General features: G+C 69.7%; 25 protein-coding genes, 1 pseudogene and 1 riboswitch. Of the genes and pseudogenes, 9 read left to right on the plus strand and 17 right to left on the minus strand.

Features of this window, described 5'->3' with window-relative positions; all coding sequences use genetic code 11:
* Positions 1-5: 5 nt before the first annotated feature.
* Positions 6-1,022 carry a hypothetical protein gene (locus ACFYV1_RS19580; protein WP_389396754.1) on the minus strand — a complete coding sequence of 339 codons (1,017 nt, stop codon included), beginning with the start codon at positions 1,020-1,022 and terminating at the stop codon, positions 6-8.
* A gap of 167 nt (positions 1,023-1,189) precedes the next feature.
* Here ACFYV1_RS19580 and ACFYV1_RS19585 point away from each other — a divergent pair, with 167 nt between their 5' ends.
* Together ACFYV1_RS19585 and ACFYV1_RS19590 are read left to right on the plus strand one after the other, a co-directional pair.
* Positions 1,190-1,546 carry an ArsR/SmtB family transcription factor gene (locus ACFYV1_RS19585; protein WP_389396755.1) on the plus strand — a complete coding sequence of 119 codons (357 nt, stop codon included), beginning with the start codon at positions 1,190-1,192 and terminating at the stop codon, positions 1,544-1,546.
* The gene (locus tag ACFYV1_RS19590; RefSeq protein WP_389396756.1) at positions 1,543-1,902 is read left to right on the plus strand and encodes a hypothetical protein; all 360 of its coding nucleotides are present in this window, start codon (positions 1,543-1,545) and stop codon (positions 1,900-1,902) included. The genes ACFYV1_RS19585 and ACFYV1_RS19590 overlap by 4 nt, the downstream gene beginning before the upstream one ends.
* A gap of 4 nt (positions 1,903-1,906) precedes the next feature.
* On the opposite strand, the gene ACFYV1_RS19595 is transcribed toward ACFYV1_RS19590, so the two are convergent.
* The 5 genes from ACFYV1_RS19595 to ACFYV1_RS19615 all read right to left on the minus strand — a co-directional run bounded on the left by ACFYV1_RS19595 (position 1,907) and on the right by ACFYV1_RS19615 (position 5,067).
* Entirely contained in the window at positions 1,907-2,308 is a 402-nt protein-coding gene (locus ACFYV1_RS19595) for an anti-sigma factor antagonist (RefSeq protein ID WP_389396757.1), read from the minus strand.
* A 31-nt stretch (positions 2,309-2,339) separates the two neighbouring features.
* A complete protein-coding gene (locus tag ACFYV1_RS19600; protein ID WP_389396758.1) occupies positions 2,340-2,756 on the minus strand; it encodes an ATP-binding protein in 417 nt (138 codons plus the stop codon).
* Entirely contained in the window at positions 2,753-4,423 is a 1,671-nt protein-coding gene (locus ACFYV1_RS19605; protein ID WP_389396908.1) for a SulP family inorganic anion transporter, read from the minus strand. Before ACFYV1_RS19605 ends, ACFYV1_RS19600 begins: the two co-directional genes overlap by 4 nt.
* A gap of 216 nt (positions 4,424-4,639) precedes the next feature.
* Positions 4,640-4,852, minus strand: coding sequence for a hypothetical protein (locus ACFYV1_RS19610; protein ID WP_389396916.1), 213 nt, complete (start codon positions 4,850-4,852; stop codon positions 4,640-4,642).
* Complete coding sequence (locus ACFYV1_RS19615) at positions 4,849-5,067, minus strand: hypothetical protein (protein WP_389396759.1); 219 nt, start codon at positions 5,065-5,067, stop codon at positions 4,849-4,851. The genes ACFYV1_RS19610 and ACFYV1_RS19615 overlap by 4 nt, the downstream gene beginning before the upstream one ends.
* A 117-nt stretch (positions 5,068-5,184) precedes the next feature.
* On the opposite strand from ACFYV1_RS19615, the gene ACFYV1_RS19620 reads away from it, so the two are divergent.
* The 5 genes from ACFYV1_RS19620 (at position 5,185) to ACFYV1_RS19640 (ending at position 9,349) form a co-directional block, all read left to right on the plus strand.
* Positions 5,185-6,027 (plus strand): helix-turn-helix domain-containing protein, encoded by an 843-nt coding sequence (locus ACFYV1_RS19620; RefSeq protein WP_389396760.1) that lies wholly within the window; start codon positions 5,185-5,187, stop codon positions 6,025-6,027.
* The gene (locus tag ACFYV1_RS19625; RefSeq protein ID WP_389396761.1) at positions 6,008-6,274 is read left to right on the plus strand and encodes a DUF397 domain-containing protein; all 267 of its coding nucleotides are present in this window, start codon (positions 6,008-6,010) and stop codon (positions 6,272-6,274) included. Before ACFYV1_RS19620 ends, ACFYV1_RS19625 begins: the two co-directional genes overlap by 20 nt.
* Positions 6,275-6,508: 234 nt before the next feature.
* Entirely contained in the window at positions 6,509-7,351 is an 843-nt protein-coding gene (locus ACFYV1_RS19630; RefSeq protein WP_389396762.1) for a hypothetical protein, read from the plus strand.
* Positions 7,352-7,407: 56 nt separating this feature from the next.
* The gene (locus ACFYV1_RS19635; protein WP_389396763.1) at positions 7,408-7,992 is read left to right on the plus strand and encodes a Uma2 family endonuclease; all 585 of its coding nucleotides are present in this window, start codon (positions 7,408-7,410) and stop codon (positions 7,990-7,992) included.
* A 124-nt stretch (positions 7,993-8,116) separates the two neighbouring features.
* Positions 8,117-9,349, plus strand: a complete 1,233-nt coding sequence (locus ACFYV1_RS19640; RefSeq protein ID WP_389396764.1) for an MFS transporter — start codon at positions 8,117-8,119, stop codon at positions 9,347-9,349.
* Here the strand turns inward: ACFYV1_RS19640 and ACFYV1_RS19645 are convergent.
* Positions 9,334-10,842 carry an alpha/beta hydrolase gene (locus tag ACFYV1_RS19645; protein WP_389396765.1) on the minus strand — a complete coding sequence of 503 codons (1,509 nt, stop codon included), beginning with the start codon at positions 10,840-10,842 and terminating at the stop codon, positions 9,334-9,336. The two genes, ACFYV1_RS19640 and ACFYV1_RS19645, sit on opposite strands and share 16 nt — an antisense overlap.
* Positions 10,843-10,918: 76 nt before the next feature.
* On the opposite strand from ACFYV1_RS19645, the pseudogene ACFYV1_RS19650 reads away from it, so the two are divergent.
* Positions 10,919-11,062, plus strand: a pseudogene (locus ACFYV1_RS19650) (Txe/YoeB family addiction module toxin); the annotation flags it as partial.
* A 152-nt stretch (positions 11,063-11,214) separates the two neighbouring features.
* On the opposite strand, the gene ACFYV1_RS19655 reads toward ACFYV1_RS19650, so the two are convergent.
* The 10 genes from ACFYV1_RS19655 to thrC all read right to left on the minus strand — a co-directional run bounded on the left by ACFYV1_RS19655 (position 11,215) and on the right by thrC (position 19,834).
* Positions 11,215-11,907: a contact-dependent growth inhibition system immunity protein gene (locus ACFYV1_RS19655; RefSeq protein WP_389396766.1), complete on the minus strand. Its 693-nt coding sequence runs from the start codon at positions 11,905-11,907 to the stop codon at positions 11,215-11,217.
* Positions 11,908-11,921: 14 nt separating this feature from the next.
* Entirely contained in the window at positions 11,922-12,221 is a 300-nt protein-coding gene (locus ACFYV1_RS19660; RefSeq protein ID WP_389396767.1) for an RNase A-like domain-containing protein, read from the minus strand.
* Positions 12,222-12,235: 14 nt separating this feature from the next.
* On the minus strand, positions 12,236-12,787 hold the full coding sequence (locus ACFYV1_RS19665; protein WP_389396768.1) for a hypothetical protein: 552 nt from the start codon (positions 12,785-12,787) through the stop codon (positions 12,236-12,238).
* Between the two features lie 18 nt (positions 12,788-12,805).
* On the minus strand, positions 12,806-14,557 hold the full coding sequence (locus ACFYV1_RS19670) for an RNase A-like domain-containing protein (RefSeq protein WP_389396769.1): 1,752 nt from the start codon (positions 14,555-14,557) through the stop codon (positions 12,806-12,808).
* Positions 14,557-14,859, minus strand: coding sequence for a WXG100 family type VII secretion target (locus tag ACFYV1_RS19675; RefSeq protein ID WP_389396770.1), 303 nt, complete (start codon positions 14,857-14,859; stop codon positions 14,557-14,559). The genes ACFYV1_RS19670 and ACFYV1_RS19675 overlap by 1 nt, the downstream gene beginning before the upstream one ends.
* A 14-nt stretch (positions 14,860-14,873) precedes the next feature.
* Entirely contained in the window at positions 14,874-15,266 is a 393-nt protein-coding gene (locus tag ACFYV1_RS19680; protein ID WP_389396771.1) for a WXG100 family type VII secretion target, read from the minus strand.
* 279 nt (positions 15,267-15,545) lie between these two features.
* Positions 15,546-17,168, minus strand: a complete 1,623-nt coding sequence (gene groL, locus ACFYV1_RS19685; RefSeq protein ID WP_389396772.1) for a chaperonin GroEL — start codon at positions 17,166-17,168, stop codon at positions 15,546-15,548.
* Between the two features lie 438 nt (positions 17,169-17,606).
* Positions 17,607-17,810 carry a cold-shock protein gene (locus ACFYV1_RS19690; RefSeq protein WP_005315736.1) on the minus strand — a complete coding sequence of 68 codons (204 nt, stop codon included), beginning with the start codon at positions 17,808-17,810 and terminating at the stop codon, positions 17,607-17,609.
* Between the two features lie 408 nt (positions 17,811-18,218).
* Entirely contained in the window at positions 18,219-18,494 is a 276-nt protein-coding gene (locus tag ACFYV1_RS19695; RefSeq protein WP_338697825.1) for a MoaD/ThiS family protein, read from the minus strand.
* Between the two features lie 26 nt (positions 18,495-18,520).
* Positions 18,521-19,834: a threonine synthase gene (thrC, locus tag ACFYV1_RS19700; RefSeq protein WP_389396773.1), complete on the minus strand. Its 1,314-nt coding sequence runs from the start codon at positions 19,832-19,834 to the stop codon at positions 18,521-18,523.
* 17 nt (positions 19,835-19,851) lie between these two features.
* Positions 19,852-19,979: riboswitch (SAM riboswitch) on the minus strand.
* Between the two features lie 161 nt (positions 19,980-20,140).
* Between thrC and ACFYV1_RS19705 the strand changes: the two genes are divergently transcribed.
* A complete protein-coding gene (locus ACFYV1_RS19705; protein ID WP_389396909.1) occupies positions 20,141-21,109 on the plus strand; it encodes a glucosyl-3-phosphoglycerate synthase in 969 nt (322 codons plus the stop codon).
* The last annotated feature ends 11 nt before the right edge of the window (positions 21,110-21,120 follow it).

Below are 21,120 nucleotides of genomic sequence, written 5' to 3' on the forward strand. Positions count from 1 at the left end.
CCGTCTCAGCCCCGCAGCGTCACCCCGTACCGCGTGCGCAGACGGGTGATCTCCCACCACGCCACGGCCGTCACCGACGCGGGACCGCCGACGACCGCGCAGATCTGCACGAACGGCGGGCCCGGCGGCAGGCCCGCCGTGCTCAGGTTGATGATCGCGAGCTCCCAGACCAGGACCCCGGCGAGCAGAGCCGGCAGCGCCGCGTGCACATCGGCGGTGTTGAAGGCGGTGCGCACGGCGGTCGTGGACGCGAACACGACGAAGAACAGCACCCACACCACCGGAAGCAGCAGCGCGAGCGTGATCAGCGGGCTGAGCGTGTTGTTCGCGTAGCTCTGACCGAGAAGCATCACGCCGGCGAAGAGCAGCGGCACCGCGGTGAAGGCGCCGAAGTACCAGAGCACCGAACGGACCGCGGGCCGCAGCCGCGCCCGCATCCCCGGCCTGGCCGACTGCGGCGCGAGCCGGAACAGGACCAGCAGCACCACGGGCGCGGTGAGCAGCAGCAGCCACGGGGTGATCACGAGCCGGACGAAGTACTGCTCCTGCACCTCGTTCCAGTCCGCCTCCGTGCCGTAGGCGGCCAGGATCAGGAAGGACGCGCCCAGCGCGACCCATGCCCGGGTCTTCTGCACGCGCCACACGTCGGGGTCGTGGTAGCGGCGGATGGCATGCGCGGGGAACCGCCGCCGGGCCTGGCGGCGGGCCGACCGGGCCAGCGGATAGCCGATAAGGAACGCCAGCGCGGGCCACACGAAACACATGCCGAGCACCAGCAGGCAGCTGGGAATCCGCCGCAGCCCGGCGAGCACCTCGCGCAGCGGCGGCCATTCGTCCTCACGGAACCGCTGCCACAGCGTCGGGGGCGGACCGTAGGGCCGGTACGGCGGCGGCGGCCCCGGATACGGTCCCGGACCGGGCTGCGGCGGCACCCCCGGGTACGGACCGGGCTGCGGCGGCACCCCCGGATGCGGCTGCCCATGCCTGTACCCCTGGTACGGATTCTGTCCCCCGAACGTCACGCCCGCGTCCCTCCTGAAGTGGTCCGCCGATCATTCCAGGAACCCGAACCGCCGTGCACGACACGTCACTTGGCGTGTGCGCGGCCGGAGGATGCGCCGCCGCAGCGGGGCGACTAGAATTGAAAAGTTCTTCAATTCCGAAACTGCCCAGACGAGGTGAGCGAAGGGTGACCCCCAGCAGCCCGGTCCCGCTGTACCAGGCGAAGGCCGAGTTCTTCCGGATGCTGGGCCATCCGGTGCGCATCCGCGTCCTCGAACTGCTCCAGGACGGCCCGATGCCGGTGCGGGACCTGCTGGCCGCCATCGAGATCGAGCCCTCGAGCCTCTCCCAGCAGCTGGCCGTGCTGCGCCGCTCCGGCATCGTACGGGCCACCCGGGAGAGCTCGACAGTGGTGTACGAGCTGGCGGGCGGTGACGTCGCCGAACTGCTCGCCTCCGCACGCCGCATTCTGTCCCATCTTCTCGCCGGTCAGCAGGAGTTGCTGGCCGAGCTGCGCGAGGCCGACAGGGACGTGCCGACGTGAGGCTCGCCTCCGGGCACCAGCAACAGGACCCGGAGAAGCGGAAGGAGCGCGTTCCCGCCCGCCGTGCCCGGCGCACCACCACGATGACGTCCCGCGCCTGGGCCGTGCTCGCGGCGTCCGTCGTATCGGTCGGACTCGGCGGCGCCGCCGTGTCCGTGGCCGTGGCCGAGGCGGAGCACTCCGGCGGTGTGGTCGTGCACCGCGAGACACGGTCCCCCGAGGAGATCCGCGAGTTCTGGACGCCGGAGCGGATGCGAGAGGCCGACGGCGCCCCGATGCCGGTGGCGCCGGTGCGGACTGCGAGGCCGGCGGAATGCTCGGACGGGAACCGGTTCGTGCACGCGCACTGCCGGTAGGCGGTCAGACTCCCGTCCGGCCCTCCCCGGGCCAGTCGTCGCTGCGCCATTCCCGCACCGGACCGTCAGGACGGCCGTGCGCCGCGAGTGCCGCGGCCAGGTCGCTGTGAACCGTCAGCGGCGGATGGCTGCCGTCGGGGACGAGGGAACCGTCCGCCGGGATCGCCGCGAGCTCCAGGAGCCTTCCCTCCGAGGCGAGTCGCCGCCCGGCCTGCGCGACGGCGAGCTGCCCGCCCACGGACCAGCCCCGCAGTTCCGTGAGGTCGAGGACGACCGGTCCGGCGCCGCGCGCCAGTACCCAGCCGACGGCCCCGGTGAAGCGGTGCACCGCGTCGGCGCCCAGGAAACCGGCCAGGGAGAGGACCCCGAGGTCCTGGTGGGTGGTGTAGCGCCACTCGATGGTCATCGTCGTTCTCTCGTTCTCCGCGCGGATTCCGTCACAGGGGCAGCGTGATCCACACGCTCTTGCCGCCGCCGTCCGTGTCATGGCGCAGTACGCAGGTACCGCCGTAGGCGGCCAGTACCTCGGCCACCACCGCGAGACCACCGCCGCAGCCCGCCCTGGCGAGGATGCCGGGGTGGCGGGGGTGGCGGTCGTGAACGGCGAAGGCGACGGTGTCCGCGCCGGCGGCGAGCGTGACCGTGAGGCTCGGGGACTGCTCCGCGGCGTGCCGCACGCTGTTGGTCACCAACTCGGCGAGGATCAGCAGAGCCGGTCCCACGACCGGGTGCGAGGCGCCGATCCCCCACGAGGCGAACGTCATCTCGGCCGTCTGGCGGGCGAGCCGCACGGAGGCCGGGACCGTGGGCACGGTCAGTACGTGGCGGCGCGGCAGGTCGCTGCTGTTGGTCACGCGCCGCCCGGCCTTCCCTGTACGGGCACGGAGGTCGCGCCCTTCCGGCCCGGCGCGGCGGGAAGGACCCCGGCGCCCCGCAGCCGGGCCTTGGCCGCGGCGATCGCCTCGGGCGTGGTGGCGTGCTCCCCACCGGTGGACCGAACCAGGTCGAGCACGCCGACGGAGTCGAGCACCTGCCGCTGCCCCGGCCGCACCCCGGACATCATCACCGCGATCCCGCGCCGCTCCAGCCCCCGCACCGCGTCCTTGAGGGCGAGCGCGCCGGTCGCGTCGATGGTCGAGACACGGGACATGCGCAGGATCACGACGCGTACGTCCACCACCTCCGACAGCTCCAGCAGGAAGCGGTGGGCGGCGGCGAAGAACAGCGGGCCGTCGATGCGGTAGGCCACGATGTGCTCGGCCAGCAGGGCCTGTTCCTCGTCGCTGTGCTCGCCAGGCAGATCGGGAGACAGGTCGACCTGATCCATACGGGCCTGCCCGGCCACCGCCCGCAGGGCCAGTGCACCGGCGACCAGCAGTCCGATGACGACCGCGTGGACGAGGTCCAGTGCCAGTGTGGCGACGGCGGTGAGCACCAGCACCAGCCGGTCGGAGCGGGTGGCTCGTGCCATCGCGCGCAGCGAGGCGACCTCGACCATCCGGATCGCGGTGGCCAGCAGCACTCCGGCGAGCGCCGCCAGCGGAATCCTGGACACCAGCGGTGCGGCGGCGAACACGATGACGGCGAGCACGGCGGCGTGGGTGAGGGACGCCAGCCGCGACGACGCACCGGTACGGACGTTGACCGCGGTACGCGCGATGGCCGCCGTCGCAGGGACGCCGCCGAACAGCGGCGCGGCCAGGTTCGCGATGCCCTGCCCGAACAGTTCCTTGTCCGGGTCGTGCCGCTGTCCGACCGTCATGCCGTCCGCGACGGTGGCCGACAGCAGGGACTCCAGTGCCGCCAGCGCGGCGACCGCGACGGCGGGCGCGAGCAGCGACCCGAGCGCGGACAGGTCGAGGAAGGCGAGGGAGGGCGCGGGCAGTCCGGACGGCAGGTCGCCGATCGGGGCCAGGTCCAGGTGGAGAAGCTGGGCGACGAGCGTCGCGGCGATCACGGCGACGAGGGAGAAGGGCACCGCGGGCCGCCACCGGGACCCGCCGAGCATCGCCGCGGCGACGGCAACGGCCGTCACCACGGCAGTCCACCCCGGCGACTTCGCGAACTCCTCGACCGCCCGCCACGCGACCACCAGAACCCGCTCGCCCTCGGGCACGGGGACGCCGAGCGCGTTCGGGATCTGCTGGAGGGCGATCACACCGGCGATGCCGAGGGTGAAGCCCTCCACGACGGGGGCGGGCAGGTAGCGCATGTACTTCCCGGCCCGCAGCAGCGCGAGCCCGATCAGCATCAGCCCTGCCAGCAGCCCGACGGTCAGCACACCGCCGGGGCCGTACTGCGCGACGATCGGCACGAGGACCACCGTCATCACCCCGGTGGGGCCGGAGACCTGGAGGTTCGAGCCTCCGAAGAGGGCGGCGAGCGCCCCGGCGACGACGGCCGTCGCCAGTCCGGCCTCCGCGCCCAGCCCCGAGGACACCCCGAAGCCGAGGGCCAGGGGCAGCGCCACGACGGCGACGGTCAGACCGGCCAGCAGATTGCGGCGCGGCCGGTGGGCCATGGCGGCGCAGTCGTCGCGGGCCGGAAGCAACGGACGGACCCGGCCAGTCACTTGCGCCTGCACTTGTGCGAGCACGGTACTCACTCCACCGAACCTCGCCTTCCCGCAGCCTGATGCTGTGCCCGCGGCTACCGACGGACACAGCGAACACAGCATGTATTGAATTGCAGAATTTTGCAATTCGTGTACTCGTCAGGTCGTAAGGGAGGGTCCGCCTCAGGGCAGCCGCACCCGCGCGTTCACCTCCCGCACCCGCGCCCGCAGCAGTTCCCCCGGCGTCGCCGGCCGCAGGTCCCCGGGCGGGCAGTCCCACTCCAGGCCCCCACCCGGCGGCCGGAGCTGCACATACGTCCCGACCCGCCCCATGACGATCCCCACCCGCCCGTCCCGGACGTCGACGACGTACCCGCCGTCGCCCGACGCGCTCACTTCTCCAGACCTTGCAGCACGGCGGCCAGCCGCAGCGCGGTGTCCAGGTTGCAGCGGCCCAGGTCGATCAGCGGATACGGAGCCTCGCTCGCCAGCGACACCACGTCGACCCGCAGCGACGGCAGCACCACCGACACCACCCCCAGCCCGGCCTCGAGTTGAGCCACCACCTCCTCGGCCGTCCGCAACCGCTCGGCCGATCGCACAACCGTCATGTCCGCATACCTCCCATACACAGGGTTCCGATTCCTCACCCAGCGTGTACGGATGCCCGCTAGCCTGGGAAGAGACGGCGGACCAACAACGCGACCTGTCGATCAGGGAGTTGCACCATGCCCGGACCCAAGGACCTCGACCCGTCGGCCTCCCCGCGCGCCCTGCTGGGCGCGGAACTGCGGCACGCCCGCATAAAGGCGGGGCTCACACAGGACGAGTTGGGTGAGCCGCTGTTCGTCAGCGGTTCCTACATCGGCCAGATGGAGGCCGGCACGCGCCGCATCCTCCCCGAGCACGCCACCCGCCTGGACGATGTCCTGGGCACGGACGACTTCTTCACCCGCAACTGCGAGGTGTCCAACAAGTCGCGCTATCCCGATCACTTCGCCGAGGCGGCGGAGGCGGAAGCGGCGGCGGAGACCATCAAGGAGTACGCACCACTCCTGATCCCGGGCCTGCTCCAGACGGAGGCGTACGCGAGGGCCGTTTTCCGCGCGTACCAGCCAACGGCCCCGGAGCCCGTCATCGACGAGCTGGTGGAGGCGAGGCTCGACCGCGCGCGGCTGCTGACCGATCCAACAACGCCCTTGTTGTGGGCGGTGTTCGACGAGGCCGTGCTGCGCAGGGAGACGGGCGGGCCGACGGTGATGGCGGGGGCGCTGCGTCATGTGGCGGACCTGGCACGGCGGCACCGGATCATCGTCCAAGTCCTGCCGTTCACGGCGGGCGCGCACGCGTCGATGGAAGGCGCGCTCAGACTCATGTCCTTCCCGGACGCGCCCCCGCTCAGCTACCTGGAGGGCTCCGGCGCAGGCCAGTTGGAGGACGATCCGGGCACGGTCGCCCGCCACCAGCTGACCTACGATCTGGTCAGGGCCAGCGCGCTGTCTCCGGAAACCTCCTTGGCCCTCATCGAGTCAGTGGCGGAGGATTACGCGCATGAAGACGAGCAGCCATGAGTACGACCTGACAACGGCCGTCTGGCACAAGTCCAGCTACAGCGGCGGCAGCGGCGGCGACTGCCTCGAGGTCGCCACCTGGCGCAAGTCGACTTACAGCGGCGGCAGCGGCGGCAACTGCCTCGAAGTCGCCGACGGCCACCCGGACATCATCCCTGTCCGCGACTCCAAGTCCCCCGACGGCCCGCACCTCGCCTTCCCCAGCGCCGCCTGGTCGGCCTTCGTCGCCGACCTCAAGCGCGGCTGAGCCGACGCTCCCGCAGCTCCCGGAGCTCAAGTCCCGAGATTCGAGCGCTCTTCACAGTGATGTGGGTGGTGGGTCCTGTTTCGACCCGCCCACCCGCCCTGTCGAGTTGACATCACGCGACCGACTTGCCACGCAGCGTCATCACGCTCTAGCGTTCCGATAAACGAACAACCCCCGCCAGGTGCTGGAACACCTGCGGGGGTCTGACCATCACGATCGAATCGAGCTCGATCCATGGCTGACTGCCAGCTTAGTGCTGCCCCGCACCCCCTCGCCAACCCCGGTTACGGCAAGCGACAGGCGCCGGACCAACGCCCCCGCACGGACCACGACTTCGCCCATCTCCCGAAGCGTGACCGGCCCCTCGCGGCGTACATCGACAGGCTCGCCGAGAACAGCGACATCTCCGTGAAGACGCTGGCCAAGCACACGACCCACGGCCAGTACGCCACCGCCCGCATCCTGAACCGCCTCATCGAGGCCGGGCATCTGCGGCGGGGGCTCGAACTGGTGGAGAGCGAGGCGGGATCGCTCCTGTGGGTGACACGCACCTGGTGGTCCCGTACGGCACGCGACGACGCGTGGTGGGCGGCGTTCCAGCGCGGCGACGTACCGGTCGAGCAGCGCCGGCCGACCCGCTCGCGGGCGTACATCCTGCTGGCGGCGCTCGGCCGGGAGCAGCCGGCGATGTCCCTCTCCCACACCGAGTGCGAGGCGCTGTCGCCGCTTGTGGAGGAGTGGTTCGCGCGGGGCTCCGACGCCCGCCGGATCACCCAGGCGCTGACCGCCGGACTGCCGTCGCCCGTGCACGCCCCCGCCGCCCTCGCCCGCCGCCGCCTGATCGACAAGATCCCGCCGGAGCCCGTACGCGTACCGCCGCCGATCCGCAGTCTCGAATGCGGCAAGTGCGGTGCGCCGGGCCGGTCCGACGCCCTGGTGGACGGCGCCTGCGCCCGCTGCCGTGGCGCGGCCCCGCCCACACCCCCGACTCTCCCCGCCGCCCGCGTCCACGCCCACGCCGCCGAGGCCCGTGCGGCGGCGACCCGGCCCCTCCAATCGACAGGGACACGAACATGACCGTGCCGCTCGCCCGGCCCCGCCACGAGGCACGATGGACGGGAGGAGGCCACACCATGACCCGCATCAGCGCCGACAACCCCGAGATCTCCGTCGAGGACTTCGAGGAACTGGCGAGTAAGGCCCCTGAGGGCGTCAAACTCGAGTTCATCGCAGGAAAGCTGAGGATCAAGCCCGTGCCGGACCAGCTTCACAGGGCCATGGTCATGTGGTTGCTTACGCAGTGCATGCAGCACCGGCCTGATCTGCTCCTCTATCCCGAGCAAGATCTCCGGCTCGAAGGCTACCGCCGAGGCCGTGCCATCGCTGACGGTGCTCTTGCTCCGCTCGACCATTTCGTGGCACACGACGGCATGTGGCCGAGCCCGGAGGGCGTCCTCATGACGGTCGAGGTCACCTCGCATGACGGCGACACGCATAGCCGCGACCATGTCGAGAAACGAGACGGATACGCTTCTGCGGGCATTCCCGTGTACCTCCTCATCGACCGGGACACGAAATCACTTCTCGTGCACAGTGATCCCCGGAACGGCACGTACCACCTCGCCCGGACCTACTCCTACGGCGAGACCGTCCAGCTCCCCTCCCCCGTCGGCATCACCCTGGAAACGGAGAAGCTCAAGGACTACTCCCAGGCGTAGACTCGGCCGCATGAGCCGACGACGACATTGATCCACCGCATCCGGTCCAGGAACGGGCTGTCGCGGGCCGCCGCGCGGGTGAGCACCCGGCGTCCCCCGTCCGTTCCACCCAAGGACCTCAACGATGCTCACCGCTTCGTCGCGCCCGCGAGCCCCGCACGACCCCCGCGTCCGTGCCCTGGAGCGAAAGCTCTTCGCCTACGCGGGACTTGAGGACTTCGTCCTCCTCTACCCCCTCTACGCTCTGCTGTTCGCCGAGCACGGTCTGACCACCGCCGAGATCTCGTCCCTGTTCGCCATCTGGTCCGCCGTCGGCCTGCTGGTCGAGGTTCCGTCCGGGGTCTGGGCGGACGTCGTGTCCCGCAAGGCCCTGATGGCGATCGGCCCGGTGCTGACCGCCTGCGGCTTCGCCCTCTGGGCGCTCACCCCCTCGTACGCCGCCTACGCCGCCGGGTTCACCCTCTGGGCGATCGGCGGATCGCTCCGCTCCGGTGCCGTGGAAGCCCTTGTCCACGACGAGCTGAACCGCCTCGGCGCGGCCGACCGCTACGGGCGGATCATGGGCCGGACGGCGGCCGTGAGCATGGCCGCGACCGCCACGGCGACCGCCGCCGCGGCGCCCGCGCTGGCCTTCGGCGGCGACACCCTGATCTGGGGCGGCAGCATCGCCGCGTGCCTGCTGTGCGCGGCGGTCGGCGCGACGCTCCCCGACCACCGTGCCGACAGCCACCGCCACGAGAAGGCCGAACGTCCGGGCTACGTCGCGACGTTGAAGGACGGTCTCGCCGAGGTACGCGGCAGCCGGCCGGTCCGCCGCGCCATGGTCCTCGCCGTCGTGATCACCTCGGTGTGGGGCGTACTGGACGAGTACGTGCCGCTGCTCGCCGCGTCCACGGGAGTCGCGACAGAGACCGTGCCGCTGCTGGTGCTGGTGGTCTGGGTGGGCGTGACGCTCGGCTCGCTGCTGGTGGGACCGGGCGAACGGCTCACGGACCGTACGGTGGCCGCGCTGGTCGCCGCGGCCGCCGTGGCGCTCGCGGCGGGCGCGCTGTCGGGCACGCCCGCCGGATTCGTGCTGCTCGGCGTCGCGTTCGGCGTGTTCCAGCTCGCGGACGTACTCGCCGACGTACGCCTCCAGTCGGCGATCACCGGACCGAGCCGGGCGACCGTCACCTCACTGACGGGCCTGGGCACCAACATCGCTTCCCTGCTGGCGTACGGGGCCTACGCGACGCTCTCCCCGCACGCCTCGCACGGCGCGGTCTTCGCGCTGCTGGCCCTGCCGTACCTGCTGGTGTCCACCGCCCTGGCCCGCCCGCGCCGGGCCCTCGCACCGGCCGGTCAGGAGGCGCAGTAGCGGTCCCGCTCGGGGCGTTCGCCGGTCAGCAGGAAGCGGGTGACGGTCTCGTCGCCGCACTCGTTGCCGTGGGCGCGGTAGGCGCCGTGGCCGAGGGCGTCGACCGTGACCATCCGGGCCCGCTCGCCGAAGGCCGCGCGCATCTCGCGGGCCCCGGCGAGCGGGGTGGCGACGTCGCGCTCGTTCTGGATCATCAGGACGTTGGACGGGCCGTGGGGGGTGATGCGGGTCGCCGGCTCGGCCGGGCCGTCCTGCCAGAAGGCGCACGGCATGACGTTGACCGGCATGCCCGCGGTGAGCGGGTGGCGCTCACGGCTGTCGGCGACGTCCTTCTCGTAGGCGGCCGGATCGGAGGCGGGCCAGGCGTCGACGTCGTTGCACATGGTCGCGGCGGAGGAGGCGACGATGTTCTGCATGACGGGCTCCGGAACCGCGCCGGCGGGCGGCAGGGGCGCGCCGTCCCGGGCGGCGGCGATCAACCGGGCCAGGGCCGGGAAGCGGTCCTTGGAGTAGAGGCTGTCCAGCAGGGTCTGGCGCAGGACGTTGCCGTTGAGTTCCTCGGGGTTGGCGCCCGGCCACGGGATCGGTTCGCGATCGAGTCGTGCGGCGAGGGCGAGGAACATCGGCCGGACATCTGCCGCCGTGTGTGCCAGCCGGTCGTCGTTCGCCGGGTCGGCGGCCCATGCGGCGAAGTCGGGGAAGGTGTCCTCGACGCCGACGGCGGAGTTCGCCAGCCAGCCCCGCGAGACGCGCTCCGGGTCGGGGTCGCCGCTGCTGTCCAGGACCCAGCGGTCGGTGCGGTGCGGGAACATCTGCGCGTAGACGGCACCGGCGTAGCTGCCGTAGGAGACGCCCCAGGCCGACAGTTCGCGCTCGCCGAGGGCGCGGCGGACGCGGTCGATGTCTCGGGCCTCGTTGCGGGTGCTGATCGTGCGCATCACGTCGCCGCCGTGCTCGGCGCAGGCGTCCGCGAAGCGGCGTGAGTTGGCGATGTTGGCGTCGACCGAGCCGTCGGGCGCGGGCCAGGGCCGCAGGCGTTCCATGGCGAGGTCTTCGTGCGGCAGTCGGCAGTCGACCGGTGCCGAGCGGCCGACGCCGCGCGGGTCGAAGCTGACGATGTCGTACGCGTCGCGCACGGACTGCGGGAGGGCCTTCCCGCGGAGCGAGGGTTGGTGGAGGCCGGGATTGCCGGGTCCGCTGGGGATCAGGAGGAGAGTGCCGCGGCGGGCGTCGGGGTTCTCGCTGCGGATGCGGGACACGGCGAGGGAGATGTGCGGTCCGCGGGGCCGGTCGTGGTCCAGCGGGACGGCGACGGTGCCGCACTCCTGCCGGGGGTCGAGCCCGCTGTCGGCGCAGGCGCCCCAGCGGATCGCCGTCGCGGGCCGGCCGGTGGCCTCCGCGGGTTGGGGGAGCGCGAGTAAGGCGGTGGCGAGGACCGGGAGGGTCAGGGCGATGGAGGTGAAGCCGGAGGTCCGGCTGCCGGTGATTCGCATGCGACGACCCTCGCGGATCGTGCCGCTCGGCCCCACGGTGCCACCCGGCCTCTTCGTGGTGGGGCCCACCCCACCCCAGGACATCGCCCGCAACGGCAACGAAGGCATCGGCAAGCCGGAGCCACTGAGGCACGGCTTCCAGGGCTTCTGGTCCCGCCGCATCACCGATGAGCACCGCCTCGTGTACAAGATCGTCGACGACGAGAGCCGTGTCGCTGCCGCCCTCGGTCAAGGACGGTTGATCAACCAGTGGTCGATCAGAAGTCCATGTCACCGCCCGGCATGCCGCCGCCGGCCGGCGCGGCGGCCTTCTCCGGCTTGTCTGCGATGACGGCCGGAGCGAGGCGAGGCGTTCATCGGTGCTCGAAGCTCTCACTGTTCAGCGTTCGCCGGAGGCCCGTAGTCCGCCCGCGGGATGGCAAGGCGGTCGGCAACCAGAGCGAGCCAGGCGCTCGGGGTGTGGGGCGCCGGTGGATCGACTTCCATGCCCAGCTCCGCCAACGCCACAGCGTAGTCGGCATCATCCAGGTCGAGAGCGAGGAGTTCTTGAAGCTCACCGACGAGACGGCCCACGATCTGTGGGTTCGTCGACTCGGCGTAGTCACGCGCAGCGGCGTCGTGGTCCATGAACTCGTCGGGCATGTTCTGCGAGAACCAGCCGCCGAGGAACTGGGCGAGTTCGGGGAAGCGAGTGCGCCACTCCCAATGGGTGCGGGGTACCTCCGGGCGCGGGGCCTCGCCGTTCTCTACGGAACGTTTGATGTGGTCGGCGATGAGGAAGAGCCAGCCCTGGATCTCCGACTCGGCCAGTCCGACGTCCGGCACGGGATAGAACTCGCCGAGGCGCAGCCGAAGCCGACCGGGTGGATTACGGGCGTACTCGCGGACCTGCTGCTCGGCGACACCCAGGGCCCAGGGCCGAGTGTGCCAGGTATAGCGCAGGTAGGCCTGGAGCGCACTGCTCGGCTCGTCCTCCGCATCGTCCGCCGACTGCCCGGTGAAGGCGCTGATCACCTGGTCCAACTCGCCGTAGCGCCGGTCGAATTCGAGGGGCTTCATGGACATGGTGCGGCGCATTCCTAGAGGTAGACGGGGAAGCTGACATGCACGACGAAACCGTGCGGACTTGTCGGCTCGCGCCGCAGCACGACCCGCGCGGCCCGGACGTCCACGGGCTCCCGTCCGGCGAGCATCATCGCCTGCAGCAGTACACGGCCGACCGGTTCGTCCCTGGAAGGCCACGCGGCCTCGACTGTCAGCCGCGGCCGGGTGTCCTGGGCGAGCCACCGGTGAATGGCCTGCTCATTGCGGGTGATGACCTGCTGAGTGGCCCATTGCGCGGTTTCACGATCGGGGTAGGTGGAACTACGAGTACGCATGGTGCTGGCCTCCGTCAGCTGGGGTCGAACGACCAGAAGACGCCGACCTCATCGGGCGAGACGGCGACGACCCCGAAGTCGCCGTCGTACGGGGTGAGTGGCGCCCAGGCCGTGACTCCGGCGCTGAGGTCGGGCGACGGACCGTTACGGGCCTGGGTGATGTTGCTGTAGCAGGAGGCCTGCTCCCCGTACCGGCCCAGCACGGTCAGGGCGTCTGCCAGCGTTTCCGGTGCCTGCGCCGACGGGACGGGGCCCCACTCGTAGGTCATCGTCACCAGCAGCTGCACGGCCGCATCGGGCGCAACGACGAACAGCTTCTCCCCCAGGGCCTCCCGGGAGAGTGGGACGAAGGGGAAGGAGGGGCTGTTCGCCGCCCGCTCCTCCTTGTCCCGGTCCCAGTCGAGCGTGGTCCAGCCGCGCGGGTCACTCACCTCACGGTTCATCACTGCCAGGACGTCGTCCCGCCAGTCGGCGTGCGTCCTCGGGCCGGTTGCCGCGAACGCGTAGACATCGTCGAGGAGGCGCAGGGCAGCCGCTTCCCATGCGGCTTGGTTCACATGGTCCATTCGCATTCCAAGTCTCGGTCAGCGCGCCGGCATGGAAGTGATGACGACGAAGGGGGGATCGAGGCTGGAATCGTACTTCAGCCGTGTGTCGACGTTCTTCACGTCGATGGGCTTGGCGTCCATGCCGCCCTGCTTGAATCCCGTCATCGGGTCGCTCGAGTCGTACGGCTGCTTCGTCACGCTGGTTCCCGTGACCTCTCCGTTGGGGCCCGCGCCGACGAATTTCCTCACATCGCCCTCTGCGGGCGGAGGCGGGCCTTCGATCCACTGTTTGATATCGGCGGAGTGCTGATCGATGTTGTACTGCGTGTACCGCTGGGCGCTCTGCAGATCGGCAAAGCTGGAGGCGGCGCCGACCGTGGGCTTGCCATGCGGCCAGCTCGCGGTTGCGGGATCACCCTGATCTCGCAGGCGCTGGGCGAGCTGCTCCGAGGACTTACCGACGTGCTTGTCCAGAGTGTGGCCGTTGGCCATCCATTCCGAACTGGCCAGATCGATCTTGTAGATGCCGTTCTTGGTGTCCTCCGGGTTCGTCCACTGGTGTTCCTTCTTGAATTCGTTGAGCGCCCTCCTGCCGAACGCCTCGGCCCGCGCCTCCTGCGCCTCGAACTTCGGGGCGCTGCGGTGTGCCTCGTCCAACGGCCCCATGAGCGCGTCCAGCTGCGGCACCAGCGCGTTGACCCGCCGGTTGTACTCAGTGACGATCGCGTTCAGCTTCGCGGTGTCGATATTGAGGACGATGCCCGCGCCGAGCTGGCTCGCTCCCTTGGCCACGCCCTTCACGACGCCCTTGATGAGCCCCTTGACGTCGTCCATTCCGACGCCGTCCTTGAGGTTCACCTCGACCTTGGGGACAGCCTCGCGCACCGCGTCCTTGTACACCTCCCACACCTCGTGGTTGACGTAGACGGCCGCCTCGGCGAACTGGTAGAGGAGGTCGCTGACCTTCTGAGCGGTGTCGAAGAGGACCGTCATGACCGGGTGCGTGGCGGTCGGCGAGGAGGCCGAGTCGTGCTTCCACTGGTAGCCCGCGGTGCTCTTGCCCCAAGCTGTGGTCCCCCACAGGGAACTGCAGAACTGGCGCATGGCGTTATGCCATTCGCTGTTGCTCTGCTGGGTGATGCTGCTGACGTTCCCGGTCAGCGCGCTCTCGGCCATGGAGAGGGTCATAGTCATCGCCATCCATGCCTTGGACAGCGAGTTGAGGTAGTGCTGCTGCGGATACGGGTAGACCTCGGCAACCTTCCCCATCCGGTAGGCGTGCTTGACGATGGGGCGCAGGACCTCCCGTACAGGCTCGGGTACCCACTCGAGGAGGCCCCGGATGAAGTCGTCGCCGCCGTCGTCGTCGCCCCACTTGAGATTCGGCACGGAACCGTAGCTCGGTGCCTTCTCGATGACCCCGGGGAGTGGCTGGGTGACGGCCTTCGTCTTGCCCGTCGGATCGTTCGCGGCCTCCGCCTTGGCATAGTTGTTGGCCGTCGTGGTGAAGCCGACCGCGGCACCGCCGATACTGACGACGCTCTTCGCCCACACTTCAAGGAAGCGGTTGCCCACCTTGACGTACGAGGTCGCGAAGGCCTGCGGAGCGGTGCCGTAGCCGCCGGCGTCCGGATACTCCTGCAGCTTCTCGAGGAGCTGCTTGGCGCCCTTGTCCAAAGGTGTCTGCTGGGCCGCCACCCCACCGGCCACCCGGTGCAGGTCGGAGGGCTTGACGTCGATGGTCCCGTTCTGGCCGGGCCCCTGTGCGCCCGGCTGCGGACCGGCCATCAGCGGGCGCCCCAGCCCCGCAGCACCGCCTGGTGTGCCGCCGCATAGTTGATGTGGCCCTTGGTGACGACCTCGTGCAGCCAGGCCTGGGCCGCCTCCAGGTCCTGCGCGGAGCGGTCCCACTTGTCGAGCTCGTCGACGAAGACCTCACGGGCCTCGCCCTCCCAGGTCACGACGAGCTTCGCTACGCGGCCGTAGAGCAGGTCCATTCTTTTGTTCAGCTTCTTGAGAATGTCCTCGAGGTCGCCCGAAAGCTGTTGCAGAGCAGCGAAGTCGACAGTTATGTGCTCGTCGTCCGACATGTTTCCCTCAGTACTCAGAAGTCGGCGATCCTGCTGCGCGGCGCGTCAGGAACGTCCGGGTTCGGCGTGGAGAGCTCACGTGTCTCGGCGGCCACGTCCACCCCGGCGTGAACCCTTCGCAGACGCTCCATGATGTCCAGGTCCTGCTGCGAGAAGCCGTCACGGCTGAGGCGTACAGCCTGCTCGAGCCGCTTCATGACCATCCGGATCCGCACGGCGTCCTCGGCGACACCCCGGTGCAGCGCCCGGTACGCCTTGGCGGACGGGCCGCGCCAGCCGGCCTCGATACCGTCGACGATCTCGTCCATGCGCTTGACCTGCTTGTCCAGGTAGACCTGCATGTCGTCGAGGTCGTCGGCGAGGTCGGTGAGCTTGTCGTGCTCAGCCTTCAGCCCGGGCTGCTCCACTCGTCCCCCACATCGGTCAACAGCACATGTGGCATTGGTTGTTCGTGCCACCCTAACAACCACTGGAAGAGCCACTTCCACTCATTTACAGTCAACCAGTCGACGATCGTGGCTCCGTCTTCCGGTCCCGGACCCGTGGCGGGAGTGTCGGGACGAGGACGTCTTCGAGGTCCGGCGGTGGACGACCGGCCGAACCCGCGTCCCGGGAACGCCGAAGGGCGGCACCCCTGGGATGGGGTGCCGCCCTCGGTCAAGGACGGTTGATCGACCAGTGGTCGATCAGAAGTCCATGTCACCGCCCGGCATGCCGCCGCCGGCCGGCGCGGCGGCCTTCTCCGGCTTGTCGGCGATGACGGCCTCGGTGGTGAGGAACAGCGCCGCGATGGAGGCCGCGTTCTGCAGGGCAGAGCGGGTCACCTTCGCGGGGTCGATGATGCCCTCGGCGATCATGTCGACGTACTCACCGGTCGCGGCGTTCAGGCCGTGGCCGACGGGCAGGTTGCGCACCTTCTCGACGATGACGCCACCCTCGAGACCACCGTTGACGGCGATCTGCTTGAGCGGGGCCTCCAGCGCGAGCTTCACGGCGTTGGCGCCGGTCGCCTCGTCGCCCGAGAGCTCGAGCTTCTCGAAGACCGAGGAGGCCTGGAGCAGGGCCACGCCACCACCGGCGACGATGCCCTCCTCGACGGCCGCCTTCGCGTTGCGAACGGCGTCCTCGATGCGGTGCTTGCGCTCCTTGAGCTCGACCTCGGTCGCGGCACCGGCCTTGATGACGGCCACGCCGCCGGCCAGCTTCGCGAGGCGCTCCTGGAGCTTCTCACGGTCGTAGTCCGAGTCGCTGTTCTCGATCTCGGCACGGATCTGGTTGACGCGACCCTGGACCTGGTCGCTGTCACCGGCACCGTCGACGATCGTGGTCTCGTCCTTGGTGATGACGACCTTGCGGGCGCGGCCCAGCAGGTCCAGGCCGGCGTTCTCGAGCTTGAGGCCGACCTCCTCGGAGATGACCGTGCCGCCCGTGAGGATGGCGATGTCGTTCAGCATGGCCTTACGACGGTCGCCGAAGCCCGGAGCCTTGACGGCGACGGACTTGAAGGTGCCGCGGATCTTGTTGACGACCAGGGTCGACAGGGCCTCGCCCTCGACGTCCTCGGCGATGATCAGCAGCGGCTTGCCGGACTGCATGACCTTCTCGAGCAGCGGAAGGAGGTCCTTCACGTTGCCGACCTTGGAGTTGACGATCAGGATGTACGGGTCGTCCAGGGACGCCTCCATACGCTCCATGTCGGTGGCGAAGTACGCCGAGATGTAGCCCTTGTCGAAGCGCATGCCCTCGGTGAGCTCGAGCTCCAGACCGAAGGTCTGGGACTCCTCGACCGTGATGACGCCTTCCTTGCCGACCTTGTCCATGGCCTCGGCGATGAGCTCGCCGATCTGGACGTCAGCGGCGGAGATGGAGGCGGTGGAGGCGATCTGCTCCTTGGTCTCCACGTCCTTGGCCTGCTCGAGCAGGGCGCCGGAGACGGCCTCGACGGCCTTCTCGATGCCGCGCTTCAGGGCCATCGGGTTGGCGCCGGCCGCCACGTTGCGCAGACCCTCGCGGACGAGAGCCTGGGCGAGAACGGTCGCGGTGGTCGTACCGTCACCGGCGACGTCGTCCGTCTTCTTGGCGACTTCCTTGACCAGCTCGGCGCCGATCTTCTCGTACGGGTCCTCGAGCTCGATCTCCTTGGCGATGGAAACACCATCGTTGGTGATCGTGGGGGCGCCCCACTTCTTCTCGAGGACGACGTTGCGACCCTTGGGGCCAAGGGTGACCTTGACGGCGTCGGCGAGCTGGTTCATCCCGCGCTCGAGACCGCGCCGTGCCTCCTCGTCGAACGCGATGATCTTGGCCATGTGAAGTGTTCCTCCCGGGCATGGGGGTCCCCCCGCGCCGCAGGCTGCGGGGGAGGATTGCTTCGGACCGGAGCACGGTGCCCGCGACGGACGGCCTGCGCGCCGTGTGGTTCCTTGCCCCACGCGGTCTGCGGACCTCACCGAACCGATCCAAGTTCTGTCACTCTCACTGGGAGAGTGCTAACGCCAATGATTAGCACTCGACCCATGAGAGTGCAAGCGCCTCTGGAGGATCGTGGACCGGTTCCGGACCGGTCCGCGCGCACGCGCGAGGGGCGCGCGCACGCGGGAGGGGCCTCGTCGACCCGGCCCACGCGCGCACAAGGGGCCCGCGTCACCCGGCCCACGCACGCACGAGGGGCCCGCGCCCCGGTGAACGGGATGCGAGCCCCTCGTGTGTGAGTGCGTCGGTGGCCGATCGCGCCTCGGTCAGTCGGATCAGACGGCGAGCTTGACCATGTCCGCCTGCGGACCCTTCTGGCCCTGCGAAATCTCGAATTCGACCCGCTGACCCTCTTCAAGGGTGCGGTATCCGTCCATCTGGATCGCGCTGTAGTGGACGAAAACATCCGCACCACCGTCGACCGCGATGAAGCCGTACCCCTTCTCCGCGTTGAACCACTTGACGGTGCCCTGAGCCATGCCTAACTCCCCTATTACTGGCCCTTGCGCAGGACCGCACTTCGCGGACCCGGGTCAGACCTCACCCCAGCAGGAGGGGTGTGCGCCGGAACGCGTCGACCGCGGCTGAATGTATCTGCCCAACTGCCCTCTGCAACAGGTCATTCGGACGAGAAATCTGGGCAGGGCCGAACGGCCGATTCATGCGAATTCGCAAAATTCCGGGGCAAGTCGGGCCCGGCAAATGACGCCTAAACGGCAATTCGATCGCATGGTTTGGCCGCATTCTTGCGAAACCTGAAGGCATTCTCGAGCGGCCGGCGGGGGTGCTTCCCAGACTCTACCGCGCTCAACCATACTGAATTGCCCCCTCCGCTTCTCGAGCGGAGGGGGCAATTCAGTAACTGCGGGTAATTCCCGGGGGAGGGATCAGCCGCCGGCGACGGCGGGAATGATCGACACGCCCGCACCGTCGGGCGTGGCCGTCTCGAGGCCCTGCTCAAAACGGACGTCGTCGTCGTTCACGTACACGTTGACGAAGCGGCGCAGCTTGCCCTGATCGTCCAGGACGCGGGCCGCGATGCCGGTGTGGTTCTTCTCCAGGTCCGCGATGACCTCGGCGAGGGTCGCGCCCTGTGCCGGGACCTCGGCCTGGCCACCCGTGTACGTACGGAGGATGGTGGGGATGCGGACGTTGACGCTCATGTTCGTCGCCTCTCAGGAGTGGATGGTCAGTGGGCGGCCAGGCCGGCGTCGCGGAACGCGTCCAGGCTCGGGCGGATGACGGCGGTCGCCTGCGAGGTCTCGGCCACCGCGTCGAGGGTCTTGAGGCCGTCGCCGGTGTTCAGGACGACGGTGGTGAGCGCCGGGTCGAGCACGCCCGCCTCGATCAGCTTCTTCGTCACACCCACCGTCACGCCACCCGCCGTCTCGGCGAAGATGCCCTCGGTACGGGCCAGCAGCTTGATCGCGTCGACGACCTGCTCGTCGTTCACGTCCTCGACCGCCCCGCCGGTGCGGCGCGCGATGTCCAGCACGTACGGACCGTCGGCCGGGTTGCCGATGGCGAGCGACTTGGCGATGGTGTTCGGCTTCTGGGGCCGTACGACGTCGTGCCCGGCCTTGAAGGCGGTCGACACCGGCGAGCAGCCCTCGGCCTGGGCACCGAAGATCTTGTACGGCTTGTCCTCGACGAGCCCGAGCGCGATCAGCTCCTGGAGGCCCTTGTCGATCTTCGTGAGCTGCGAGCCCGACGCGATCGGCACCACGAGCTGGTCCGGCAGCCGCCAGCCGAGCTGCTCGCAGATCTCGTACGCCAGGGTCTTGGAGCCCTCCGCGTAGTACGGGCGGAGGTTGACGTTGACGAAGCCCCAGCCCTCGCCCAGCGGATCACCGATGAGCTCGGAGCAGAAACGGTTCACGTCGTCGTAGTTGCCCTCGATGCCGACGAGCTCCCCGCCGTACACCGCGGCCATGACGACCTTGCCCTGCTCCAGGTCGTGCGGGATGAACACGCAGGAGCGGAATCCGGCCCGCGCGGCGGCGGCGCCGACCGCGCCGGCGAGGTTGCCGGTGGAGGAGCAGGACAGGGTGGTGAAGCCGAAGGCGCGGGCGGCCTCGATGGCCTGGGCGACGACCCGGTCCTTGAACGAGTGCGTCGGGTTTCCGGAGTCGTCCTTGATGAACAGACCGCCGGTGACGCCCAGTTCACGGGCGAGGTTGTCGGCCTTGACCAGCTTGGTCCAGCCCGGGTTCAGGTTCGGCTTGTCGGCCACGTCCGCGGGGACGGGAAGCAGGGGGGCGTAGCGCCAGATGTTGGCCGGTCCGGCCTCGATCCGCTTCCGCAGTTCTTCCGGGCTGCCGCTCGGCAGGTCGTATGCGACTTCGAGCGGCCCGAAACACTCGGCGCAGGCGAAGATGGGGCCGAGCTCGAAACGCTGTCCGCACTCGCGGCACGCGAGTGCGGCGGCGGGGCCGAGGTCCACGGAGGTGGAAGCGGGGGCGGTGGTGTTTGCGGAGGTGCTTGCGACAGTCTGCGCAGCCATGATGGCGAGGCCCTTTCTCCTCATCTTCCTCGTGACGCACTTCGCCACAAGACGGAATTGGCACCTTCCCCACCGTGACCTCGCGGTCGGCGGGAGGGTTGCCGGGGCTTCAACGGGCCGTTCCCTCTGCCCCTCTGGATGAGCGGTATGGCACCGGACGTGCGGTCCGGGCGTTTGTGTGCTTGGACCCCCCGAGATGCGAGGGTCGTTCGCGTTGCTCAAGACTGTAACCGAAGCACCGGACGGTTGAGATAGTCGTCCGAGTCGCGAGATGGGTCACACGGCCGACTGTCAAGGGAGATGGAAGTGCTCGATGAGGTCGCGCGCTGGTTGAGCCGGCGCTCCTGGTCAGCATCCGACCGTTCCCTGGACCGGCTGCTGTCCGCCAAGGTCAGGCAGGGTACGACGGTCAGTGTCGTGCTTCCCGCGCTCAACGAGGAGGCGACGGTCGGGGACATCGTCACGATCATCCGCCGGGAGCTGATGGAGAACGTCCGGCTCGTCGACGAGCTGGTCGTGATCGACTCGGCCTCGAGCGACCGTACGTCCGAGGTGGCCGCGGCCGCCGGTGCGCGGGTGGTGCACCGGGACGCGATCCTGCCCGGACTGCCCGCGGTGGCGGGCAAGGGCGAGGTGCTGTGGCGTTCCCTGATGGTGACAAGCGGTGACATCGTCTGTTTCTGCGACTCGGACCTGCGGGACTTCTCCCCCGACTTCGTCTCCGGCATCGTCGGCCCGCTGCTGACCGAGCCGGACGTCCAGTTCGTCAAGGCGATGTACGACCGCCCGCTGGGCGGCGGCGCTGCCCCCGGCCCGGACGGGGCACCGGCCCAGGGCGGCCGGGTGACGGAACTGGTGGCCCGGCCGCTGCTGAACCTGCACTGGCCGCAGCTCGCCGGGTTCGTCCAGCCGCTGGGCGGCGAGTACGCGGCACGGCGCTCGCTGCTGGAACGCCTGCCCTTCCCCGTCGGCTACGGCGTGGAGCTGGGTCTGCTGGTCGACTCGCTGAACCTGGTCGGCCTGGACGCGCTGGCCCAGGTCGACGTCGGCACCCGCAAGCACCGCCACCAGGACGGGCAGGCGCTCGGCAGGATGGCCGCGACGATCTACCGCACCGCTCAACTGCGGCTTTCCCGACCGCACTTGGTGCGCCCGTCGATCACCCAGTTCGAGCGGGTGGACAACGGGTTCGCCCCACGGACGTACCAGGTGGACACCGAGGAGCGGCCGCCGATGCTCGAGATCGGTGAGTACGCGGCGCGTCGCGCGGCATAAACAGAACCTTC

The organism is Streptomyces sp. NPDC003023, from assembly GCF_042888225.1.
Classification (GTDB): domain Bacteria; phylum Actinomycetota; class Actinomycetes; order Streptomycetales; family Streptomycetaceae; genus Streptomyces.